This is a genomic window from Streptomyces sp. NPDC015346, from assembly GCF_043078785.1.
Taxonomy (GTDB): Bacteria; Actinomycetota; Actinomycetes; order Streptomycetales; family Streptomycetaceae; genus Streptomyces.
This window is the reverse complement of sequence record NZ_JBIBTW010000006.1, coordinates 230432-246734: the sequence shown is the minus strand read 5'-3', so window position 1 is coordinate 246734 and position 16303 is coordinate 230432. Positions and strand designations below refer to the sequence as shown.

The following is a 16303-nucleotide window of genomic DNA, read 5'->3' as shown; positions in this document are numbered from 1 at the left end:
CAGGTCACTTCTTCGCCTTGGCGGCGTGGTTCACCGTGCCGGACTTCTTCTGCTGAGCCATGAACCTGTTGGCGCTGTTGGTCGCCGTGGCGGCGCCGTTCGGGTCAGTCAGCTGGACCCACTCACCGTCGGAGCAGTCGAGCGAGAACGGCTGACCACCGACCTCCTCGCACCGGAACTCCCACACCTCTCCGGCGGTGGTGGCCACCTCGACCGAGATGAGGTTGGCCTGCTCGGCGATGGAGACGGCACACGCTTCGCCCTCCGCGGTCTCCGGGAGGTCCGGGAGGTTGGTCCAGTCGAACTCCGTGACCGTGGACTGCAGGTCCCGGATGCCGACGGCCACGTCACCGTTCTCGACCATGGCCTTGTACTCGCGGCTGGCCTGGCCTCGGGTGGCGTCGATGTCGATACAGGTCGCCGGTCCGGGCGGGCCCTGCTCGCCCTGCGGTCCGGGCGGACCTGCCGGTCCCGCAGGGCCTGCCGGTCCCGCAGGACCCTGCGGTCCAGCCGGTCCGGGCGGACCCGCCGGGCCCGGCTTGCCGTGCGGCTTGCAGTCGCCGCCCTGCATGCTGCGGGACTGCGAGGCGCCCCTGGCGGCCTCGGCCATCTTCAGCTTGCCGTCGACGTACTCCTTGAGCTGCTCGTGCGGCGGCGGACCGTCCTGGTGGTGCGCCGGCGGACCGTCCGGGCAGTGTTCGGGCGTCGGGCCTGCGGCGTTCACGCCCGCGGGCTGACCCGGGGTCTGCGCGGCGGCGGCGGGGCCGGCGATGCCTGTGAGGACGAGGGCGAGCGAGGCGACGGCACCGCCGGAGAGCCAGGCGCTGCGCCGGGCGAGCGGGCCCAGTGAGGACCTGGTCCTGAGATCAGGACGCATACGTGTGCTCCTTCAATAACCGGACTAACCGGATCGAGCGATGATGTGGAAGCCTGTTCGGGGCTTCCCTAGGGGTCATCGGATCGCGATTGCAACGCCTTGAGCCCAGCGCGGAGTTATCAACTCCCTGGCCCACGTCCGCCACCGAATGGACGCGTACACGGGGGCGAACCTTGGACCCGGTCCCGGCGTGCCGCATTCGGGGCGCGGGGCCCTGTTCGTATGGTCGCGCGGGCATGAGGTCACCCCGACCCGACCGCCGGGAGTGGTGTTGCCGTGAAGCCGTCGATCTGCCTCGGCATGATCGTCAAGAACGAGGCACGCGTCATCGAGCGGCACGCCCGGGGCCGGGCCGACCACCTGCTCCTGCTGGCGATGCCCGACCTGCCCGAGGCCTACCGCCGCCAGACCGAGATCAACCGGGGCTTCGCCGCCCGACGCCTCACCCCGGCCCCGCGCCCGCCGGCCACCCGCTAGGGGCTGCCCGGCCTGATCCGCCGGACAGCCCCAGAGGGCTGCCCGGCTCGCACCGGGCCGCCGTTCACCTCACCCGGGCGCGGTGCTCCATCGCCTCGCGCGCCGCGTCCTCGTTCTCGTACACCTCGCACATGTGCCGGCCGTCCGGTGTGGCCGTGTGCTCCACCTCCCACAGGCTCAGCTCGCCGCCGTCGAGCAGCAGGAACGCGTGCTCGTAGAGCGTGAATCCGGCGTCCCGGCCGCCGCTCTCCATCGCACACGGGCGTCCGAACGCCTGTGTGATGTGGTGGGCGAACGCCACCCGCAGCCGCCGCGCCGTCTCCTCGCCCGGCCGGTTCGCGTTCTCCGCGCGCCGCAGCACGCGGCGCGCGTGGTCCGCCGAGTTGTCCGGCACGTACATCCGGGGCTGCGTCGGTATCGGACGGGAGAGCAGGGCGCTCAACAGCTCCAGGTCCGCGTCCTCGTCGAAGTCCGGTCCCGACACGGGCTCCGCGCCCCAGCCCGGGTCGAGGGCGGCCGGCAGGCGGGACGCGGCGAGCCGGGCCTCCGCCTCCTCGGCGTACACCTCGTGCTGCGGGCCGCCGTCCCGGCCGGAGTTGTGCACCAGCTCCCACAGGCTGAGCGCGGTGCCGTCGGCCAGCAGATAGGTGTGGCGGTGGGTGGTGCGGTGCAGCGTCGCGCTGTGGTGCGAGGAGTGCAGAGCACTGGAGTGGGCGAGCGCCGTCTCCAGGCGCTCCACCGTGCTGTCGGGCAGATCGAAGGAGTTGAGCGCCCGGCCGAGGAGCCGCTCAACGTGCGTCTCGGTCGTCTCGTACGGATCGTGAGGATCCCGCGGATCGTTCAAAAGGGTCTCCAGGCCGTCGCCGCATGTCACTTGGTGCTTGCTTAACGTAGTCCCTGGGTCCGACATCGTGTCCGGCGTTCGGCAAAACGGAGCGGGCGCGCGGGAAGTTCCCGCCACCCGGCACCTCGCCCGGCACCCCGCCCGGCCCCCCCTTTTCGGTCAACTCCCTTCGGTCTTACGGGAGTCGGTGGCGCGATCCGGGCCGTACAGCTCCCGGTACGAGGGAAAGTGCCCGGCCGGGCCCGCGACGCCCTCCGCGGTGTCCAGGACCGCCCGGACGATCGCCCGGGTCACCGTGTCCGCGCCCGCCGCCAGGACGTCGTTCAGGGCGAGCGGGCCCGCTTCCGCCGGCAGCTCCCGTTCCCCGGTCGCGAGGGCGAAGACGGTGTCCCCGTCGTTGAGGAGGTGCACCGGGCGGACGGCGCGCGCGATGCCGTCGTGCGCCGTGCCCGCGAGCTTCTGCGCCTGCGCCCGGGTGAGCGCGGCGTCGGTGGCGACGACCGCGAGCGTGGTGTTCAGGGGAGGCGCGGGGGACGTGGCCAGGGCCTCGGCGAGCCGCCGCCGCGCCGCCTCGTGGACGGCCGGCTCCGGGTACTCGGGGCGGCCCTGGAAGTACCGCCCGTACAGCACGCCCGTCTCCGGATCGACCGCCGAGCCGACCGCGTTGACCACGACCAGGGCGCCGACCGTGACACCCGACGCCAGGACCGTGCTCGCCGTACCGATCCCGCCCTTGAGCCCGCCGACCACGGCGCCGGTCCCCGCGCCGACCGCGCCCGTCTCCACGCGCGCGTGGAGCCCGGTCGCCGCCGCGGCCTCCACCGCCGCCCGCCCGGTGCCCGCGTCCGGGCGGGCCGTGAAGTCGCCGCCCCTGCCGAGGTCGAAGACGCAGGCGGCGGGGACCACGGGGACCACGTGCGAGGGGTCGGGCCCGACGCGTACCCCCCGGCCGCGCTCCTCCAGCCAGGCCATCACGCCGGCCGCCGAGTCCAGTCCGTACGCGCTGCCGCCGGTCAGGACCACGGCCTCGATCCGCTGGACGACGTTGCGCGGGTCGAGCGCGTCGGTCTCCCGGGTGCCGGGGCCTCCGCCGCGTACGTCCACGGCCGCCACGGCCCCGCCCGGCGGGGCGAGGACCACGGTGGTGCCGCTGAGAGCCCCGGGCCCCGCCACGCGCGCGTGCCCGACCCGGAGACCGGTGACGTCCGTGAGCCCGTCGCGCGGTCCGTCGTACGGTTCCTCACGTCGTCCCTCATGCTGTGTCATGAACCCTGCGTACCACGGCTAACCCGGCTTCCGGGTGGCGGGAACGCGGGCGGCCAGGGTCACGCCGACCGCCACCGTCGCCGCCGCGACGACACCCGCCGCCAGGACCGCCCAGCGGCCCGCGAACGAGCACATGAGGATCGCGAGCGACGAGAGGGGCAGGACGAGCTGCTGCGCCGTCCCGACCTTGAAGTAGCGGGCGTGCAGCGCCCAGACGGACATGAGGAAGAGCGCGGCCGGGATCGTCACCGCCGAGGAGGCGGCGAGCGTGGAGATGTGGGCCTTGCCGACGGCCTGTTCGACGGCGATCTCGATGCCGGCGCCGATCGCCGCGGCGGAGGCGAAGATCAGATAGTGGCCGTAGCCCCACAGGAATCCCTGCCGGTTGGAGACGAGCCGGTCGTGGGCGGGCACGACGAAGTAGATCCACCAGGCGGCGAAGACGATGAGCAGGCCGCCGGCCGCGATCGGGAGCAGCTCGCCGAGCGCGTCGTTCTCGCCGACCCCGGACTTCACGGCGACGGTGGCCGCCGCGACCGTCTCGCCGAGCACGATGATCGTGAACAGGCCGTAGCGCTCCGCGATGTGGTGCGGGTGCCACTGCGTGGTCGCGTCCTTCTCCGCGTACACCGGTACGGCCATCTCGGCGATCACCATGACGAGGAAGATCCAGGGGCGGGCGGGCTCGGGCGCGAGGATGAGCGCCGTCCAGCCGATCTGGCAGAGCAGGACCCCGGCCGCGTACCGGCGGCACAGGGTGCGCTCGGCGGGGGAGGCGGCGTGGTGGGCGGCGCGCAGCCACTGGGTGGCGAGGGCACACCGCATGACGAGGTAGCCGAGCCAGACGACCAGGAAGTCGTGGTCCTGGAAGGCGCGCGAGACGCCGGCGGCGAGGACGAGGACGCCGGCGATCTGTACGAGGGTGACGACGCGGTAGAGGACGTCGTCGTTGTCGTAGGCGGAGGCGAACCAGGTGAAGTTCATCCAGGCCCACCAGATCGCGAAGAACACCATCGCGTAATCGACGATGCCGTCGGCGGTGTGGGCCTCGGCGACGGCGTGCACGAGCTCGACGCCGGCCTGGGCGACGGCGACGACGAAACAGAGGTCGAAGAAGAGCTCGAGCGGGGTCGCGGCACGGTGCGCCTCGTCGCGTGAGCGCGCGGTGAGGGGCAGGAACGGTTGCGTCATGCGCCCCAGCACAGCAGAGCCGCCGGGCACCCGGAGTGATCGGCGCACCGCGCCGCAGGACCGGCTCCTACGGGCCGGCGCCTGAACGCCATCCGAGGGACTCCCTCACTCAGCCGGTCCGTAAAACGGGCTGAAGCATGACATACCCTCCTACGGTGACCGGGTGACCGAGCCACCGCAGACCCCCGAGGCCGTCCTCCAGAGCCCCGCCGCCGTGCGCCGGCGCGGCACCCTCGCAGGGGCCCTCGTCTCCGCGCTGCTGATCCTCGCGATCGTCCTCGGCAGCCGGCTCCTGCGCGACTTCGACTCGGCGCTCCTTCCGTACGCCGTCGCCACCGTCTTCCTCGCCTTCGGTGTCGCCTACCGGTACACCGTCTGGATCTCCGCCCCGGGCGCCCGCCGCCTCTTCACGCAGGGCTGGCGCTCCTTCTTCTCGGCCGCCAACTTCCGCCGCGCGCCCACCGCCCTGCCGAAGATGATCGCCACCTATCTCGGCCTCCAGAAGTTCCTCGGCGCCCGCTCCCACGCCCGCTGGGCCGCCCACCAGCTCATCTTCTGGGGCTGCGTGCTGGCCGCGGCGATCACCTTCCCGCTCACCTGGGGCTGGTTCACCTTCACCTCCGGCAGCAGATCCGGACCCGGCTACGAGATGCGGATCTGGGGCTTCAAGGTCCTCGGCTTCGACTCGCTGAACATCGTCGGCTGGCTGATGTTCCACGGCCTCGACATCGCCGCCGTCCTCGTCATCCCCGGCGCCTCCTACTTCCTGTGGCGGCGGATGAAGGACCGCGGAGCCATCACCGGCCAGCGCTTCGCCTACGACCTGGTCCCGCTCATCGCCCTGATCGTCATCTCCGTGACCGGTCTCCTGCTCACCTTCTCCTCGATCTTCCTGCACGGCGGCGGATACGAGTTCCTGGCGATCCTGCACATGGTGTCGGTGGTCTTCACCCTCATCTACATCCCCTTCGGGAAGTTCTTCCACATCGTCCAGCGGCCCGCGGCCGTCGGCATGCAGCTGTTCAAATACACCTCCCGCTCCCAGGACGACCAGGTCATGGCCTGCCGCCGCTGCCGGGAACCCATCGACACCACCCCCTACGTCGAGAACCTCCGGGGCACCATGCGCGACCTCCGGCTCGGCTTCGACGCATGGGCCGAGTACTGCCCCCGCTGCAAACGCGTCCTGCGCGGCAACGCCTACCTCACCCACGTCAAGAAGGGCTTCAAGTGACGCAGCCGCAGGTGGGGCAGGACCACCACCGACTCCCTCTCGACCCCTCCATCGCGCCGCCCGGCACCCGCGCGTTCCGCGACGCCGGAGGCATCCCGGCCGACCGCTGGCACGCCGACCAGAACGGCGAGACGCTCGTCCCCACCCACTGCTGCTTCTGCGGCGTCCAGTGCGGCATGTATCTCCGTGTCGACGGCGGCGGCAAGGTCTTCGGCGTCGAACCCCGCAACCACGACATCAACCGGATGCGGCTCTGCCCCAAGGGCATCAACGCCTACCAGCAGGTCAACCACCCCGACCGGCTCACCGCCCCCCTGATGCGCCGCACCCGCGACGAGCCCTTCCGCGAGGCGAGCTGGGAGGAGGCCCTCGACTTCACCGTCTCCGAGATCCGCCGCATCCAGACCGCGTACGGCAACGACGCCTTCGGACTCCTCGGCGGAGCCAGCCTCTACTCGGAGAAGACGTATCTCGTCGGCAAATTCGCCCGGGTCGCCCTGAAGTCGAGACACGTCGACTACAACGGACGTCTCTGCATGGTCTCCGCCGCCGGGGCCAACAAACTCGCCTTCGGCATCGACCGGGCCGGCAACCCCTTCTCCGACATCCTCCTCACCGACTGCCTGCTCATCGCCGGCTCCAACGTCGGCGAATGCTTCCCCGTCCTGACCCAGTACCTGTGGGGAGCGCGGGACCGCGGCGCCACCCTGATCGTCGTCGACCCGCGCGAGACGGCCGTCGCGCGTACCGCCGACCTTCATGTGGCCCTGAAGCCCGGCACCGACTCCGCCTTCTTCAACGCCGTCCTGCACGTGATCGTCGCCGAAGGCCTCACCGACGAGGCCTACCTCGCCGCCCACGCCACCGGCTGGGACGAGGTGAGGAAGACCGTCGCCGACTATCCGCCCTCCCGGTCCGCCCGGATCTGCGGCGTCCCCGAGGAACAGATCGTCCGCACCGCCCGGATGTTCGCCGGCGCGGACAAGGCCATGGCCTGGCACGCCCGAGGCGTCGAACACCACTCCCAGGGCGTCGAGAACTGCCTGACGATCATCAACCTGTGCACCGCCACCGGGAACATCGGCAGGCCCGGCGCCGGCTACGGCACCCTCACCGGCCAGGGCAACGGTCAGGGCGGCCGCGAACACGGCCAGAAATCCGACCTGCTGCCCGGCGGCCGCTCGATCGGCGACCCCGAGCACCGCCGCCAGATCTGCGAGATCTGGGGCATCGAGGAGTCCGAACTCCCGCCCGCCGGCACCTCCATGATGGAGATGGTCTGGCAGATGGAGCGCGGCGAGATCCGCGGACTGATCGGCATCTGCAACAACCCCTTCGTCTCCCTCCCCAACTACGCCACCGTGAAGCGGGGCTACGACACCACCGAGTTCCACGCCCAGTTCGACTTCTTCCTCTCCGAGACCGCCGCCAACGCGCACGTCGTCTTCCCCGTCACCGTCTGGGCCGAGGACGAAGGTGTGATGGCCAACGCCGAGGCCCGGGTCGTCAAGCACAACAAGGCCCAGGAACCACCCGCCGGGGTACGCACCGACACCTGGGTGATCTGCGAACTCGCCAAACGCCTCGGCGTCGGCGACAAGTTCGACTTCCCGGACTCCCGCTCGGTGTTCGAGGAGCTGCGCGTCGCCTCCGCCGGGACGGTCAACGACTACTACGGCATCACCTACGAACGCCTGGAGGAGACCGGCGGCATCGCCTGGCCCTGCCCCTCCCTCGACCATCCGGGCACCCCCCGCCTCTTCGAGGACGGCAGGACCTACCACCCCGACGGCAGGATCCATATGCAGGTCGTCGAATGGCACCCGCCCATGGACCCGTACAGCGAGGAGTACCCCCTCTCCCTCACCACCGGCCGCACCGTCGCCCACTTCCTCTCCGGCAACCAGACCCGCCGCCTGGGCGCCCTCGTCGAACAGACCCCCCGGCCCTGGGTCGAGGTCCACCCCTCCCACGGCTTCCGCAACGGCGACCCCGTCCGCGTCGTCACCCGCCGCGGCAGCGAGGTCTTCCCCGCCCTGGTCACCGAGGCGATCCGCCCCGACACCGTCTTCGTGCCGTACCACTGGCCCGTGCCCACCGCCGCCAACGCCCTCACCGTCGACGCGCTCGACCCCCGGTCCAAGATCCCCGAGTACAAGGTCTGCGCCGCGAAGATCGAGGCTGCCGACCACGTCGACGAGGTCCCCGCACCACCGACCGCCCCCGGCCGGCTCGCCTACCCGGAGACCCAGGTCTCCCGCCGCGACCCGCTGCCCCCCACGTCCCCGCAGGGCCGTGGCACCTCGGAGAGGAGCTGACGCCGCACATGATGGGCCGCACGATCTTCATCGACCCCGGGCGCTGCATCGGCTGCCAGGCGTGTGTCTCCGCCTGCCGCGAGTGCGACTCGCACCGCGGCAAGTCGATGATCCACCTCGACTATCCCGACGAGGGCCACTCGGTCGCCTCCCTTCCCACGGTCTGCATGCACTGCGAGGACCCGGTCGCCCCCTGCGCCGAGGTCTGCCCCGCGGACGCGATCCTGGTCACGGCCGACGGAGTGGTGCAGCAGGCCGACACCACCCGCTGCATCGGCTGCGCCAACTGCGTCAACGCCTGCCCCTTCGGCGTCCCGAAGATCGACCTCCAGGCGAAGCTGCAGATGAAGTGCAACCTCTGCTACGACCGGACCGCCTACGGCCTCGCCCCGATGTGCGCCACCGTCTGCCCGACCGGCGCCCTCTTCTACGGCACCCTCGAAGAGCTCAGGGCCGAACGCCCCGGCGTTGAGGTCGCCGACTCCTTCACCTTCGGCTCCACCACCGTCTCCACCGGAGTGGCGATGGTCGTCCCCGCCGACAAGGTCCGGTGGCCGGTCCCCGGCGGCCTTCCCGTCGTGGAGATCAACGGGGTGGCCGTCCGATGAGCGTCACCGAACAGCCCCCCTCCGGCGACGGACCCGCGGCGCCCGACGCCGCCCAGGACGCCCTGCACGACCGCATCGCCGCCGACTCCCTGACCACCCGGCGCGACTACCTCCGGATCGTCACCACCGTCTCCGGCGGCCTGGCCGTCGGCGGCATCGGGGTCGCCGCCGGCATCCTGCACAGGCACGGGGACGGCGACGGGACGCCCCGGCCGAAGAAGATCGCCGACCGGCTGCCACCCGGCGAGGCCCTCGCCTTCCGCTACCCCGAGCAGGAGGACCGGGCGGTCGCGATCCGCCTGGACGACGGCACACTCGCCGGCTACTCGGCCGTCTGCACCCACCTCGCCTGCGCCGTGCTCTGGCGCAGGGACCGGGGCAGCGAGGGCGAGCTGTACTGCCCCTGCCACGAAGGGGTCTTCGACGCCCGTACGGGAGAGGTGACCGCGGGTCCGCCGCCGCGGCCGCTGCCGAAGGTACTGCTGGTGGAGGAGGCCGACGGCAGTGTATGGGCCGTGGGCACCACCCGCTCCGGGGAGAGCGTCCAGGACGGCCTGTGCCGTCAGCTCGGCGCGGAACGACCGGACCTGGCCGAGCGCCTCGACTGCCCGGCGGTCTCGGCGAGGGCCCGCGGAGCGAGGAGCGAGCGGACATGACCGACACCCCGTTCCCGAGGGACCCCGAAGCCCCCCGCCGCGAACCCGAGGCCGAGGTGCCGGTCCGCCCGGCGTACACCCCCGGCAGCGCACAGCCCCGCCTGAACCGCCCCGTCCACGAGCGCTATCCGCAGATCCGGCCCACCAGCGGCTACGGCGACCCCCGGATCCGCCACACGGGTCCGGGTCCGGGCGCCGGTACGGAGCAGGAGCCCGAGCGCTCCTCCAGACTCACGGCGCGTCTCGTCCTGGCTTCGACGGTCGTCGTTGGCCAGCTGTGGGGGCTCACGGTCGTGGTCGACGAGTGGATGGCCGGCGACACCGCGACGGCCTGGTGGGGAGCGGGCTTCCTGGTCCTGTCCTTCCTCGTCGTGCTCGGACTGTGGCTGCTCGACCCGAAGGACCGCTGAACCTTCCGGACCCGCCAAGAGCCCAGATCAGGGGGGTACGGCCGGGAACTACCGGCGTACCCTGAATATATGAGCACCGCCCCCGCCCACGGACCGCGAGACGCGAAGCAGTCCGGCCGTGATCCACATCCCGCATCCACCCCTCGGCCGGCACTGATCTTCGACGATCCGCTGGACCAGCAGTCCGCGGACGACACGGACCGCGGGTGGGGCGAGCGGCCTCCGGGCGGCGACAGCGCCGCCGATCTCGCGCGCTTCCTGGATGAGAAGCCGCCGCACCACCTCTGACGCCGGCGCGAGCCGTCGGCTAGGGGGTGGAGTGCGTCCCCGCCCCGGCGCCCGAGCTCGGGCCGCGCTGGGCGACCAGGTGGTCGCGGATCTCCTTGAGCACCTCCAGCTCGCTGACCTCCATGGTCTCCTTGACGCCTTCCCGCGCCTTCTCCGCGTCCGCCCGCCTGGCCAGGTACTTCGCCATCGGCAGGACCATCAGGAAGTAGACGACGGCCGCGGTGATCAGGAAGCTCAGCGTGGCGCTGAGGACCAGGCCCCACTCGATCTGGATGCCCTGCACCTCGCCGTTCACGACCTGGCAGGTGCCCTTCAGGCAGGACTTGTAGCCCTCGAGGTCCTTGGTACCGAAGGCACCGACCACCGGGCTGATGACACCCTTGACCAAGGCGTTGACGATGTTGGTGAACGCGGCTCCGATCACGACCGCGACCGCCAAGTCGATCACATTGCCGCGCATGAGGAAGGCCTTGAAGCCCGCCATCACGCTTTCCTTCTTCGGGGTCACCCGGGTGCCTTTCGTCGCGTGTGCAGTAGGTGGAGTCATTACGCCGTGAACGGCGCAGAGGCGTCCAATCCGTACACACGGGACGGTGACCCGGCAGGCACTCCGTGCGAATCAGCACAGCGTCACCGCCAGTCGGGACGTGACACCCGCACCGGCCAGAGCCGTCGCCGTCGGCCGTGGAACGGAGAGGACGACCAGCGCCCCACCGTCCGGACGAGTCTCGCCCTCCGGCGGAACTTCGTCCACTCGGGCGCCCGCGGCGACCACGCGCGCCGTCACGCTCCCGCCCATCGGTGAGTGGGGCGCGGCGATCACGTCGACCCGGTCGCCGGGCCGCAACAGCCGTACCGTCGCCGCGTCCGCGATCCGCACCGGAGCCGACACCAGGCGCACCGGTGCGGCCCGGCGCTGCTCCTTCACCGCCGCTCGCGGCGGCGGGTCCGCGGACACCTCGCCCGACCCGCCGGCCACCGCGAGCGCGGCCGCGGCCATCGTGAGGATCGCGGCCGGCGCCCGCCGCCTGCGCCCGAGCGCCCGGCGCAGCCGCTGCCGCCCGCCCCGTACCCGTAACGGCTCGAACCGCGGAACCGCGCACCCCTCGGGCAGAGACGCGGGGGAGTGCGTGGGGCGGGACACGGGAGAGGACTGGAAGTGCGATTGCGAGTGCGAGTGCGAGTGGGAGTGGGAGCGCGTGGGGTGCGAGGGGGAGGTCGTCATCGCGAACACCGCCTGTCGGGAGCCGATTGCCGTCCCCCGGACCGTCCGGAGAACCGCTTCCACCTTCCCGGCTCCGCGCCCGTCCCGCTCGCGCCTGTGGATCAGTCGCCGCCTGTGGACAACTTCCCCACCCCTCAGGGGGATTTACGGAAGCTCGATCCCCAGGTCCCAGCCGTCGTGCGCATGCGTGCACAGGCAGTCCCGGTCGGCCGTGTCGGGCAGCGCGCCCACCGCGTCGAATAGCACCTCCCGCAGCCGTCCGACGTTCTCGCCGAACACCCGCAGAACCTCGGTGTGCGACACGCCCTCGCCCGTCTCCGCGCCCGCGTCCAGGTCCGTGACCAGCGCGAGCGAGGTGTAGCAGAGTCCCAGCTCCCGGGCGAGGACCGCCTCCGGGTGCCCGGTCATCCCCACCACCGACCAGCCCGCCGCCGCGTGCCACCGGGACTCGGCCCGGGTCGAGAACCGCGGCCCCTCGATGACGACCATCGTGCCGCCGTCGACCGCGTCCCAGCCCCGTCCGCGCGCCGCCTTCAGGGCCACCCGCCGCCCGTCCGGGCAGTAGGGGTCGGCGAAGGTGGTGTGCACGACGTTCGGGACCGCTCCGCCCCAGGCGTCCGGCAGCGGCTCCCCGTCGAAGTACGTCTGCGCGCGGGTCTTCGTACGGTCGACCAGCTGGTCCGGTACGAGCAGGGTGCCGGGCCCGTGCTCCTCCCGCAGGCCGCCCACCGCGCACGGTCCGAGCACCTGCCGTACGCCCACCGAGCGCAGCGCCCACAGGTTGGCGCGGTAGTTGATCCGGTGCGGCGGCAGCGTATGGCCGCGGCCGTGCCGGGGCAGGAACGCGACCTGCCGTCCCGCGACCTCGCCCAGGAAGAGCGAGTCGCTCGGGGCGCCGTACGGGGTGTCCACGGACACCTCCGTCACGTCCTCCAGGAAGGAGTAGAACCCCGAGCCGCCGATCACACCGATGTCCGCGAAAGCGTTGGTCGCCATGACGGTCACACTAATGGCCGCCGCGAACGCCGGAAGCCCTACCGCGACGGCGGCAGGGCTTCCGGAAAGACTTGGCCAGGTCAGGCGGTCAGGCGGCCGAGCTGGAGCTCGTCGACGTCGACGCCGTGGACGAGCTCGACGAAGCGGCCGGCTTCGCGTCCGAGGAGGACGACGAAGAGGCGGTCGTCGACTTGGACGTCGAGGCGGGCGAGCTGCTGGACGAGGAGCCGCGGCTGTCGTTCCGGTAGAAACCGGAACCCTTGAAGACGATGCCGACCGCCGAGAACACCTTCTTCAGGCGTCCCTTGCAGGCCGGGCACTCGGTCAGCGCGTCATCGGTGAACTTCTGCACCGCCTCGAGGCCCTCGCCGCACTCGGTGCACTGGTACTGGTAGGTCGGCACTTGTCTTCCTCCTGGCACTCACACTCATCGAGTGCTAACGACGATCCATAGTGACGTATTCCGCCGGATCAGTCCACCGTCACCGGCACTCGGTGACCGATCCCACGTGTCCCACGTGCCGCGACCCGTCCCGCCGCGCGCGGCAGCAGCCGGGAACGCAGCGCCACCAGAGTGGCCAGGGCGAGCGCGGTGCCCACCAGCGGCACCAGGAATCCGGTGCTCGCGCCGTGCTCGTCGGCCAGCTGTCCGGCGACCGTCACGGCCGCGGCCTGGCCCAGCGCCACCGCGCCCGTGAGCCAGGTGAAGGCCTCGGTACGGGCGGAGGCCGGGACCAGGGTCTCGACGATGGTGTAGCCGGTGATCAGGGCCGGGGCGATGCACAGGCCGACGATCAGACCGAGGGCGCCGAGCAGCAGCACGGAGTGCGCGGACCAGAGCAGCGAGGCGGCCGCGGTGAGTCCGGCGTAGCCCAGGATCAGGCGGCGGCGGGGGCCGATCTTCCAGGCGACGGCGCCGCACGCGATGCCGGCGAGCATGTTGCCCGCGGCGAAGATCCCGTACAGCAGACCGTTGGCGCCGGGGTTGCCGATCTCCTGGGAGAACGCGGTCAGCGAGACCTGCATGCCGCCGAAGACCGAGCCGATGCCCAGGAAGGCGATGGCCAGGACGCGGACGCCCGGGATGGACAGCGCGGAGACGCGCGGCTGGGACGCGTTCGCGGCGATCGTGCCGTGAGCGGGCTGGGTGGCGCGCTGGGCGGCGAAGAACAGGCCGCCGAAGAGCGTGAGCGCCGCTTCGGCGATCAGACCGGCCGCCGGGTGCACGCCGGTGCAGAGCGCGGTCGCGAGGACCGGGCCGACGACGAAGGTGAACTCGTCGGTGACCGACTCGAAGGCCGCGGCGGTCGGCATCAGCGGCGAGTTCTCGAGCTTGGCGGCCCAGCGGGCCCGGACCATCGGCCCGACCTGCGGGACGGACGCACCGGCCGGTACGGCCGCGAGGAACAGGGCCCACATCGGGGCGCCGGTCAGGGCGAGCACCACGAGCAGGGAGACGGCGGCGGAGTGGATGAGGACGCCGGGAACCAGTACGGCGCGCTGGCCGAAGCGGTCGGCGAGCTTGCCGCTCTGCGGGGCGAACAGCGCCATCGAGACGCCGGTGGCGGCGGCGACGGCGCCGGCGCTGCCGTACGAGCCGGTGGTGTGCTGGACGAGGAGGACGATGCCGATCGTCAGCATCGCGAACGGCTGCCGGGCGGCGAAGCCGGGCAGCAGGAAGGAGAGGGCTCCGGGGGTACGGAGGAGCCGGCCGTAACCGGCGGCCCGCTTGCCGGCCTTGCGGGCGCCGGCCTTGTCGGCCTGGCCGCCGTTGCCGGCCGTGTAGGCCTTATCGGTCTTCTCGGCCTTGCGGGGGGCCTGCACCTGCGTCTTGTTCTGCGCCTGGGCCCTGCCCTGCGCCTGCGTCTTGCCCTGCGTCGCGCCGTGCGCCTGCGCCTGGCCCGTCGTCGTGCTGTTCTCCTGGGACGCGCGAGACGTGTCAGAAGTGACCGTGGACACCACGGTCCTTGCCTTTCTGCCGCCTGGTAGCGCGCCCGTGCACGGTGGTGCGGGTGCCGCCGAGAGCTGTCCTCATGCGCGGAACTGCGGTAGATACCGGGCCCCACTGGGAGGGCGCCGCGGCCGCCATACGGTCGCGCCAGCTCTGCGTCAGGCAGAGTTGGTTCGATCTAGTGTGCCTTCATGGTACAGGGAAGGGCGTCTTCCCGCCTGGGAAAACGCCCACCTGTCGCAATCCATGCCTGTGATTAACCGGACGTTCGTCTCCGCGTTCCCTTTTTCCGCAGGTGCCGGGGTGGCGCTGCCACCGCCGTGGCGCCACCGGTGCCGAGCCAGCCGGCCAGCTTTCCGCCCTGTCCGACGGCGCGCAGCCGCCGCTCGGTGGCGTCCCGTACCGGATCGGTCGCGACGACGAGCAGCTCGTCCCCGCGCCGCAGCACGGTCGCCGGACCCGGTACGAAGCTCTTGTCGTCCCGTACGACGAGGGTGACCGCCGCCCCGGGCGGCAGCCGCAGCTCCGCGACCTCCACGCCGTGCATCTTGGAGCCGGGCGGGACGGCGACCGACAGCAGGTGTCCGCGCAGCCGCTCCAGCGGGGCCGACTCGACCCCCAGGTCGGCCGCCTCCGAGGGGTCGCCCAGCTTCAGCGCCTTCGCCAGCCAGGGCAGTGTCGGGCCCTGCACCAGCGTGTAGACCACGACGAGGATGAAGACGATGTTGAAGACCCGCTGGCTGCCCTCGATCCCGGACACCATCGGGATCGTGGCGAGGATGATGGGGACCGCTCCGCGCAGGCCGGCCCAGGACATCAGGGCCTGCTCCTGCCAGGGGATACGGAACGGCACCAGACTGACCAGGATCTCCATCGGCCGCGCCACCATCGTCAGGACCAGGCCGATGACGATCGCCGGCCAGAAGTCGCCGACCAGCTCGCTCGGCGTGACCAGCAGACCGAGCAGGACGAACATGCCGATCTGGGCGATCCAGCCGAGTCCCTCGGCGAAGCCGCGGTTGGCCGGCGCGTGCGGGAGCTTGGCGTTGCCGAGGACCATCGAGGCCAGGTAGACGGCGAGGAAGCCCGAGCCGTGCGCCATGGCACCGGCCGCGTACGCCACCACGGCGATGGCCATGACGGCGATCGGATAGAGGCCGGAGGCGGGCAGGGCCACGTGCCGCAGGCCGAAGGAGCCGAGGAAGCCGACCGCGAGGCCGATGGCGGCGCCGATGGCCAGTTCCAGGATGATCGTGCCGACCAGGACGTACCAGGAGTCGACCGGTCCGACGGTCGAGAAGGCCACGACGAGGATCACGACGGGGGCGTCGTTGAAGCCGGACTCGGCCTCCAGGACACCGGTCACGCGCGAGGGCAGCGGGACCTTGCGCAGCACGGAGAAGACGGCGGCGGCATCCGTCGAGGAGACGACCGCGCCGATGATCAGCGCCTGGCGCCACTCCAGGCCCACCAGATAGTGGGCGGCCGCGGCCGTGATGCCCACGCTCACCGCGACGCCGACGGTCGACAGGACGACCGCCATCGGCAACGCGGGTTTGATCTCCTTCCACTTGGTGCCCAGGCCACCCTCGGCCAGGATCACCACGAGTGCGGCATAGCCGATCACCTGGGTCAGTTCGGCGTTGTCGAAGGCGACGTTGCCGATGCCGTCCTGCCCTATGGCGACCCCGATCCCGAGATACAGCAGCAGGCTGGGGAGCCCGCTCCGGGACGAGATCCGCACCGCCGCGACAGCGATGAGCAGCACGAGCGAGCAGATGAGCAGGAGTTCGTTGAGCTGGTGGACAGTCAGTGGCCGATCCTTCCCCTCGCATGCAGCCGGATCGTTCCTCCAGCAGCCGACACTTCGTTACCTTACCTAATCTTTAACGCTTTCTTGACGCCTTCTTTGTGCACCGGTCCCGTCCGGCGGAGGTCCCGCACCGGCCCGGCGGCGGTCCC

Annotated in this window: 17 protein-coding genes; 7 read left to right on the top strand and 10 right to left on the bottom strand. The window is 71.6% G+C overall.

Annotated elements, in window-relative coordinates; translation table 11 throughout:
* Positions 1-4: 4 nt before the first annotated feature.
* Complete coding sequence (locus tag ACF06X_RS23410) at positions 5-877, bottom strand: hypothetical protein (RefSeq protein WP_392289224.1); 873 nt, start codon at positions 875-877, stop codon at positions 5-7.
* Between the two features lie 276 nt (positions 878-1153).
* Between ACF06X_RS23410 and ACF06X_RS23405 the strand changes: the two genes are divergently transcribed.
* Positions 1154-1354 (top strand): hypothetical protein, encoded by a 201-nt coding sequence (locus ACF06X_RS23405; protein ID WP_392289223.1) that lies wholly within the window; start codon positions 1154-1156, stop codon positions 1352-1354.
* Between the two features lie 64 nt (positions 1355-1418).
* On the opposite strand, the gene ACF06X_RS23400 is transcribed toward ACF06X_RS23405, so the two are convergent.
* The 3 genes from ACF06X_RS23400 to ACF06X_RS23390 form a co-directional block, all read right to left on the bottom strand.
* Positions 1419-2264, bottom strand: a complete 846-nt coding sequence (locus ACF06X_RS23400) for a DUF6227 family protein (RefSeq protein WP_392289222.1) — start codon at positions 2262-2264, stop codon at positions 1419-1421.
* Positions 2265-2357: 93 nt separating this feature from the next.
* Positions 2358-3464, bottom strand: a complete 1107-nt coding sequence (locus ACF06X_RS23395) for a P1 family peptidase (protein ID WP_392289221.1) — start codon at positions 3462-3464, stop codon at positions 2358-2360.
* Positions 3465-3482: 18 nt separating this feature from the next.
* Positions 3483-4655, bottom strand: a complete 1173-nt coding sequence (locus tag ACF06X_RS23390; protein ID WP_392289220.1) for a low temperature requirement protein A — start codon at positions 4653-4655, stop codon at positions 3483-3485.
* Positions 4656-4818: 163 nt separating this feature from the next.
* Between ACF06X_RS23390 and ACF06X_RS23385 the strand changes: the two genes are divergently transcribed.
* From ACF06X_RS23385 to ACF06X_RS23360, 6 genes are all read left to right on the top strand, one after another.
* On the top strand, positions 4819-5889 hold the full coding sequence (locus tag ACF06X_RS23385) for an MFS transporter (protein ID WP_392289219.1): 1071 nt from the start codon (positions 4819-4821) through the stop codon (positions 5887-5889).
* Positions 5886-8207 (top strand): molybdopterin oxidoreductase family protein, encoded by a 2322-nt coding sequence (locus ACF06X_RS23380; protein ID WP_392289218.1) that lies wholly within the window; start codon positions 5886-5888, stop codon positions 8205-8207. The genes ACF06X_RS23385 and ACF06X_RS23380 overlap by 4 nt, the downstream gene beginning before the upstream one ends.
* Before the next feature lie 8 nt (positions 8208-8215).
* On the top strand, positions 8216-8815 hold the full coding sequence (locus ACF06X_RS23375) for a 4Fe-4S dicluster domain-containing protein (protein ID WP_392289217.1): 600 nt from the start codon (positions 8216-8218) through the stop codon (positions 8813-8815).
* Entirely contained in the window at positions 8812-9471 is a 660-nt protein-coding gene (locus tag ACF06X_RS23370; RefSeq protein ID WP_392289216.1) for a ubiquinol-cytochrome c reductase iron-sulfur subunit, read from the top strand. The genes ACF06X_RS23375 and ACF06X_RS23370 overlap by 4 nt, the downstream gene beginning before the upstream one ends.
* Positions 9468-9881, top strand: coding sequence for a hypothetical protein (locus ACF06X_RS23365; protein WP_392289215.1), 414 nt, complete (start codon positions 9468-9470; stop codon positions 9879-9881). The genes ACF06X_RS23370 and ACF06X_RS23365 overlap by 4 nt, the downstream gene beginning before the upstream one ends.
* 69 nt (positions 9882-9950) lie before the next feature.
* Complete coding sequence (locus tag ACF06X_RS23360; protein WP_392289214.1) at positions 9951-10169, top strand: hypothetical protein; 219 nt, start codon at positions 9951-9953, stop codon at positions 10167-10169.
* A gap of 19 nt (positions 10170-10188) precedes the next feature.
* Here ACF06X_RS23360 and mscL read toward each other — a convergent pair whose 3' ends face one another.
* From mscL to ACF06X_RS23330, 6 genes are all read right to left on the bottom strand, one after another.
* Positions 10189-10677, bottom strand: a complete 489-nt coding sequence (gene mscL / locus ACF06X_RS23355; protein ID WP_392289213.1) for a large conductance mechanosensitive channel protein MscL — start codon at positions 10675-10677, stop codon at positions 10189-10191.
* A 111-nt stretch (positions 10678-10788) separates the two neighbouring features.
* Positions 10789-11313 (bottom strand): hypothetical protein, encoded by a 525-nt coding sequence (locus tag ACF06X_RS23350; RefSeq protein ID WP_392289212.1) that lies wholly within the window; start codon positions 11311-11313, stop codon positions 10789-10791.
* A 225-nt stretch (positions 11314-11538) separates the two neighbouring features.
* Positions 11539-12390: an S-methyl-5'-thioadenosine phosphorylase gene (locus ACF06X_RS23345; RefSeq protein ID WP_392289211.1), complete on the bottom strand. Its 852-nt coding sequence runs from the start codon at positions 12388-12390 to the stop codon at positions 11539-11541.
* Between the two features lie 88 nt (positions 12391-12478).
* The gene (locus tag ACF06X_RS23340) at positions 12479-12793 is read right to left on the bottom strand and encodes an FmdB family zinc ribbon protein (RefSeq protein WP_392289210.1); all 315 of its coding nucleotides are present in this window, start codon (positions 12791-12793) and stop codon (positions 12479-12481) included.
* A 68-nt stretch (positions 12794-12861) separates the two neighbouring features.
* Entirely contained in the window at positions 12862-14349 is a 1488-nt protein-coding gene (locus ACF06X_RS23335) for an MFS transporter (RefSeq protein WP_392289209.1), read from the bottom strand.
* Positions 14350-14597: 248 nt separating this feature from the next.
* Entirely contained in the window at positions 14598-16154 is a 1557-nt protein-coding gene (locus tag ACF06X_RS23330) for a potassium/proton antiporter (protein WP_392289423.1), read from the bottom strand.
* Positions 16155-16303: the final 149 nt, after the last annotated feature.

Coding starts and splice junctions, on each gene's coding strand:
- ACF06X_RS23410 (WP_392289224.1), bottom strand. CDS start 877: ATGCGTCCTGATCTCAGGACCAGGTCCTCACTGGGCCCGCTCGCCCGG.
- ACF06X_RS23400 (WP_392289222.1), bottom strand. CDS start 2,264: ATGTCGGACCCAGGGACTACGTTAAGCAAGCACCAAGTGACATGCGGC.
- ACF06X_RS23395 (WP_392289221.1), bottom strand. CDS start 3,464: ATGACACAGCATGAGGGACGACGTGAGGAACCGTACGACGGACCGCGC.
- ACF06X_RS23390 (WP_392289220.1), bottom strand. CDS start 4,655: ATGACGCAACCGTTCCTGCCCCTCACCGCGCGCTCACGCGACGAGGCG.
- ACF06X_RS23375 (WP_392289217.1), top strand. CDS start 8,216: ATGATGGGCCGCACGATCTTCATCGACCCCGGGCGCTGCATCGGCTGC.
- ACF06X_RS23370 (WP_392289216.1), top strand. CDS start 8,812: ATGAGCGTCACCGAACAGCCCCCCTCCGGCGACGGACCCGCGGCGCCC.
- ACF06X_RS23365 (WP_392289215.1), top strand. CDS start 9,468: ATGACCGACACCCCGTTCCCGAGGGACCCCGAAGCCCCCCGCCGCGAA.
- ACF06X_RS23360 (WP_392289214.1), top strand. CDS start 9,951: ATGAGCACCGCCCCCGCCCACGGACCGCGAGACGCGAAGCAGTCCGGC.
- ACF06X_RS23345 (WP_392289211.1), bottom strand. CDS start 12,390: ATGGCGACCAACGCTTTCGCGGACATCGGTGTGATCGGCGGCTCGGGG.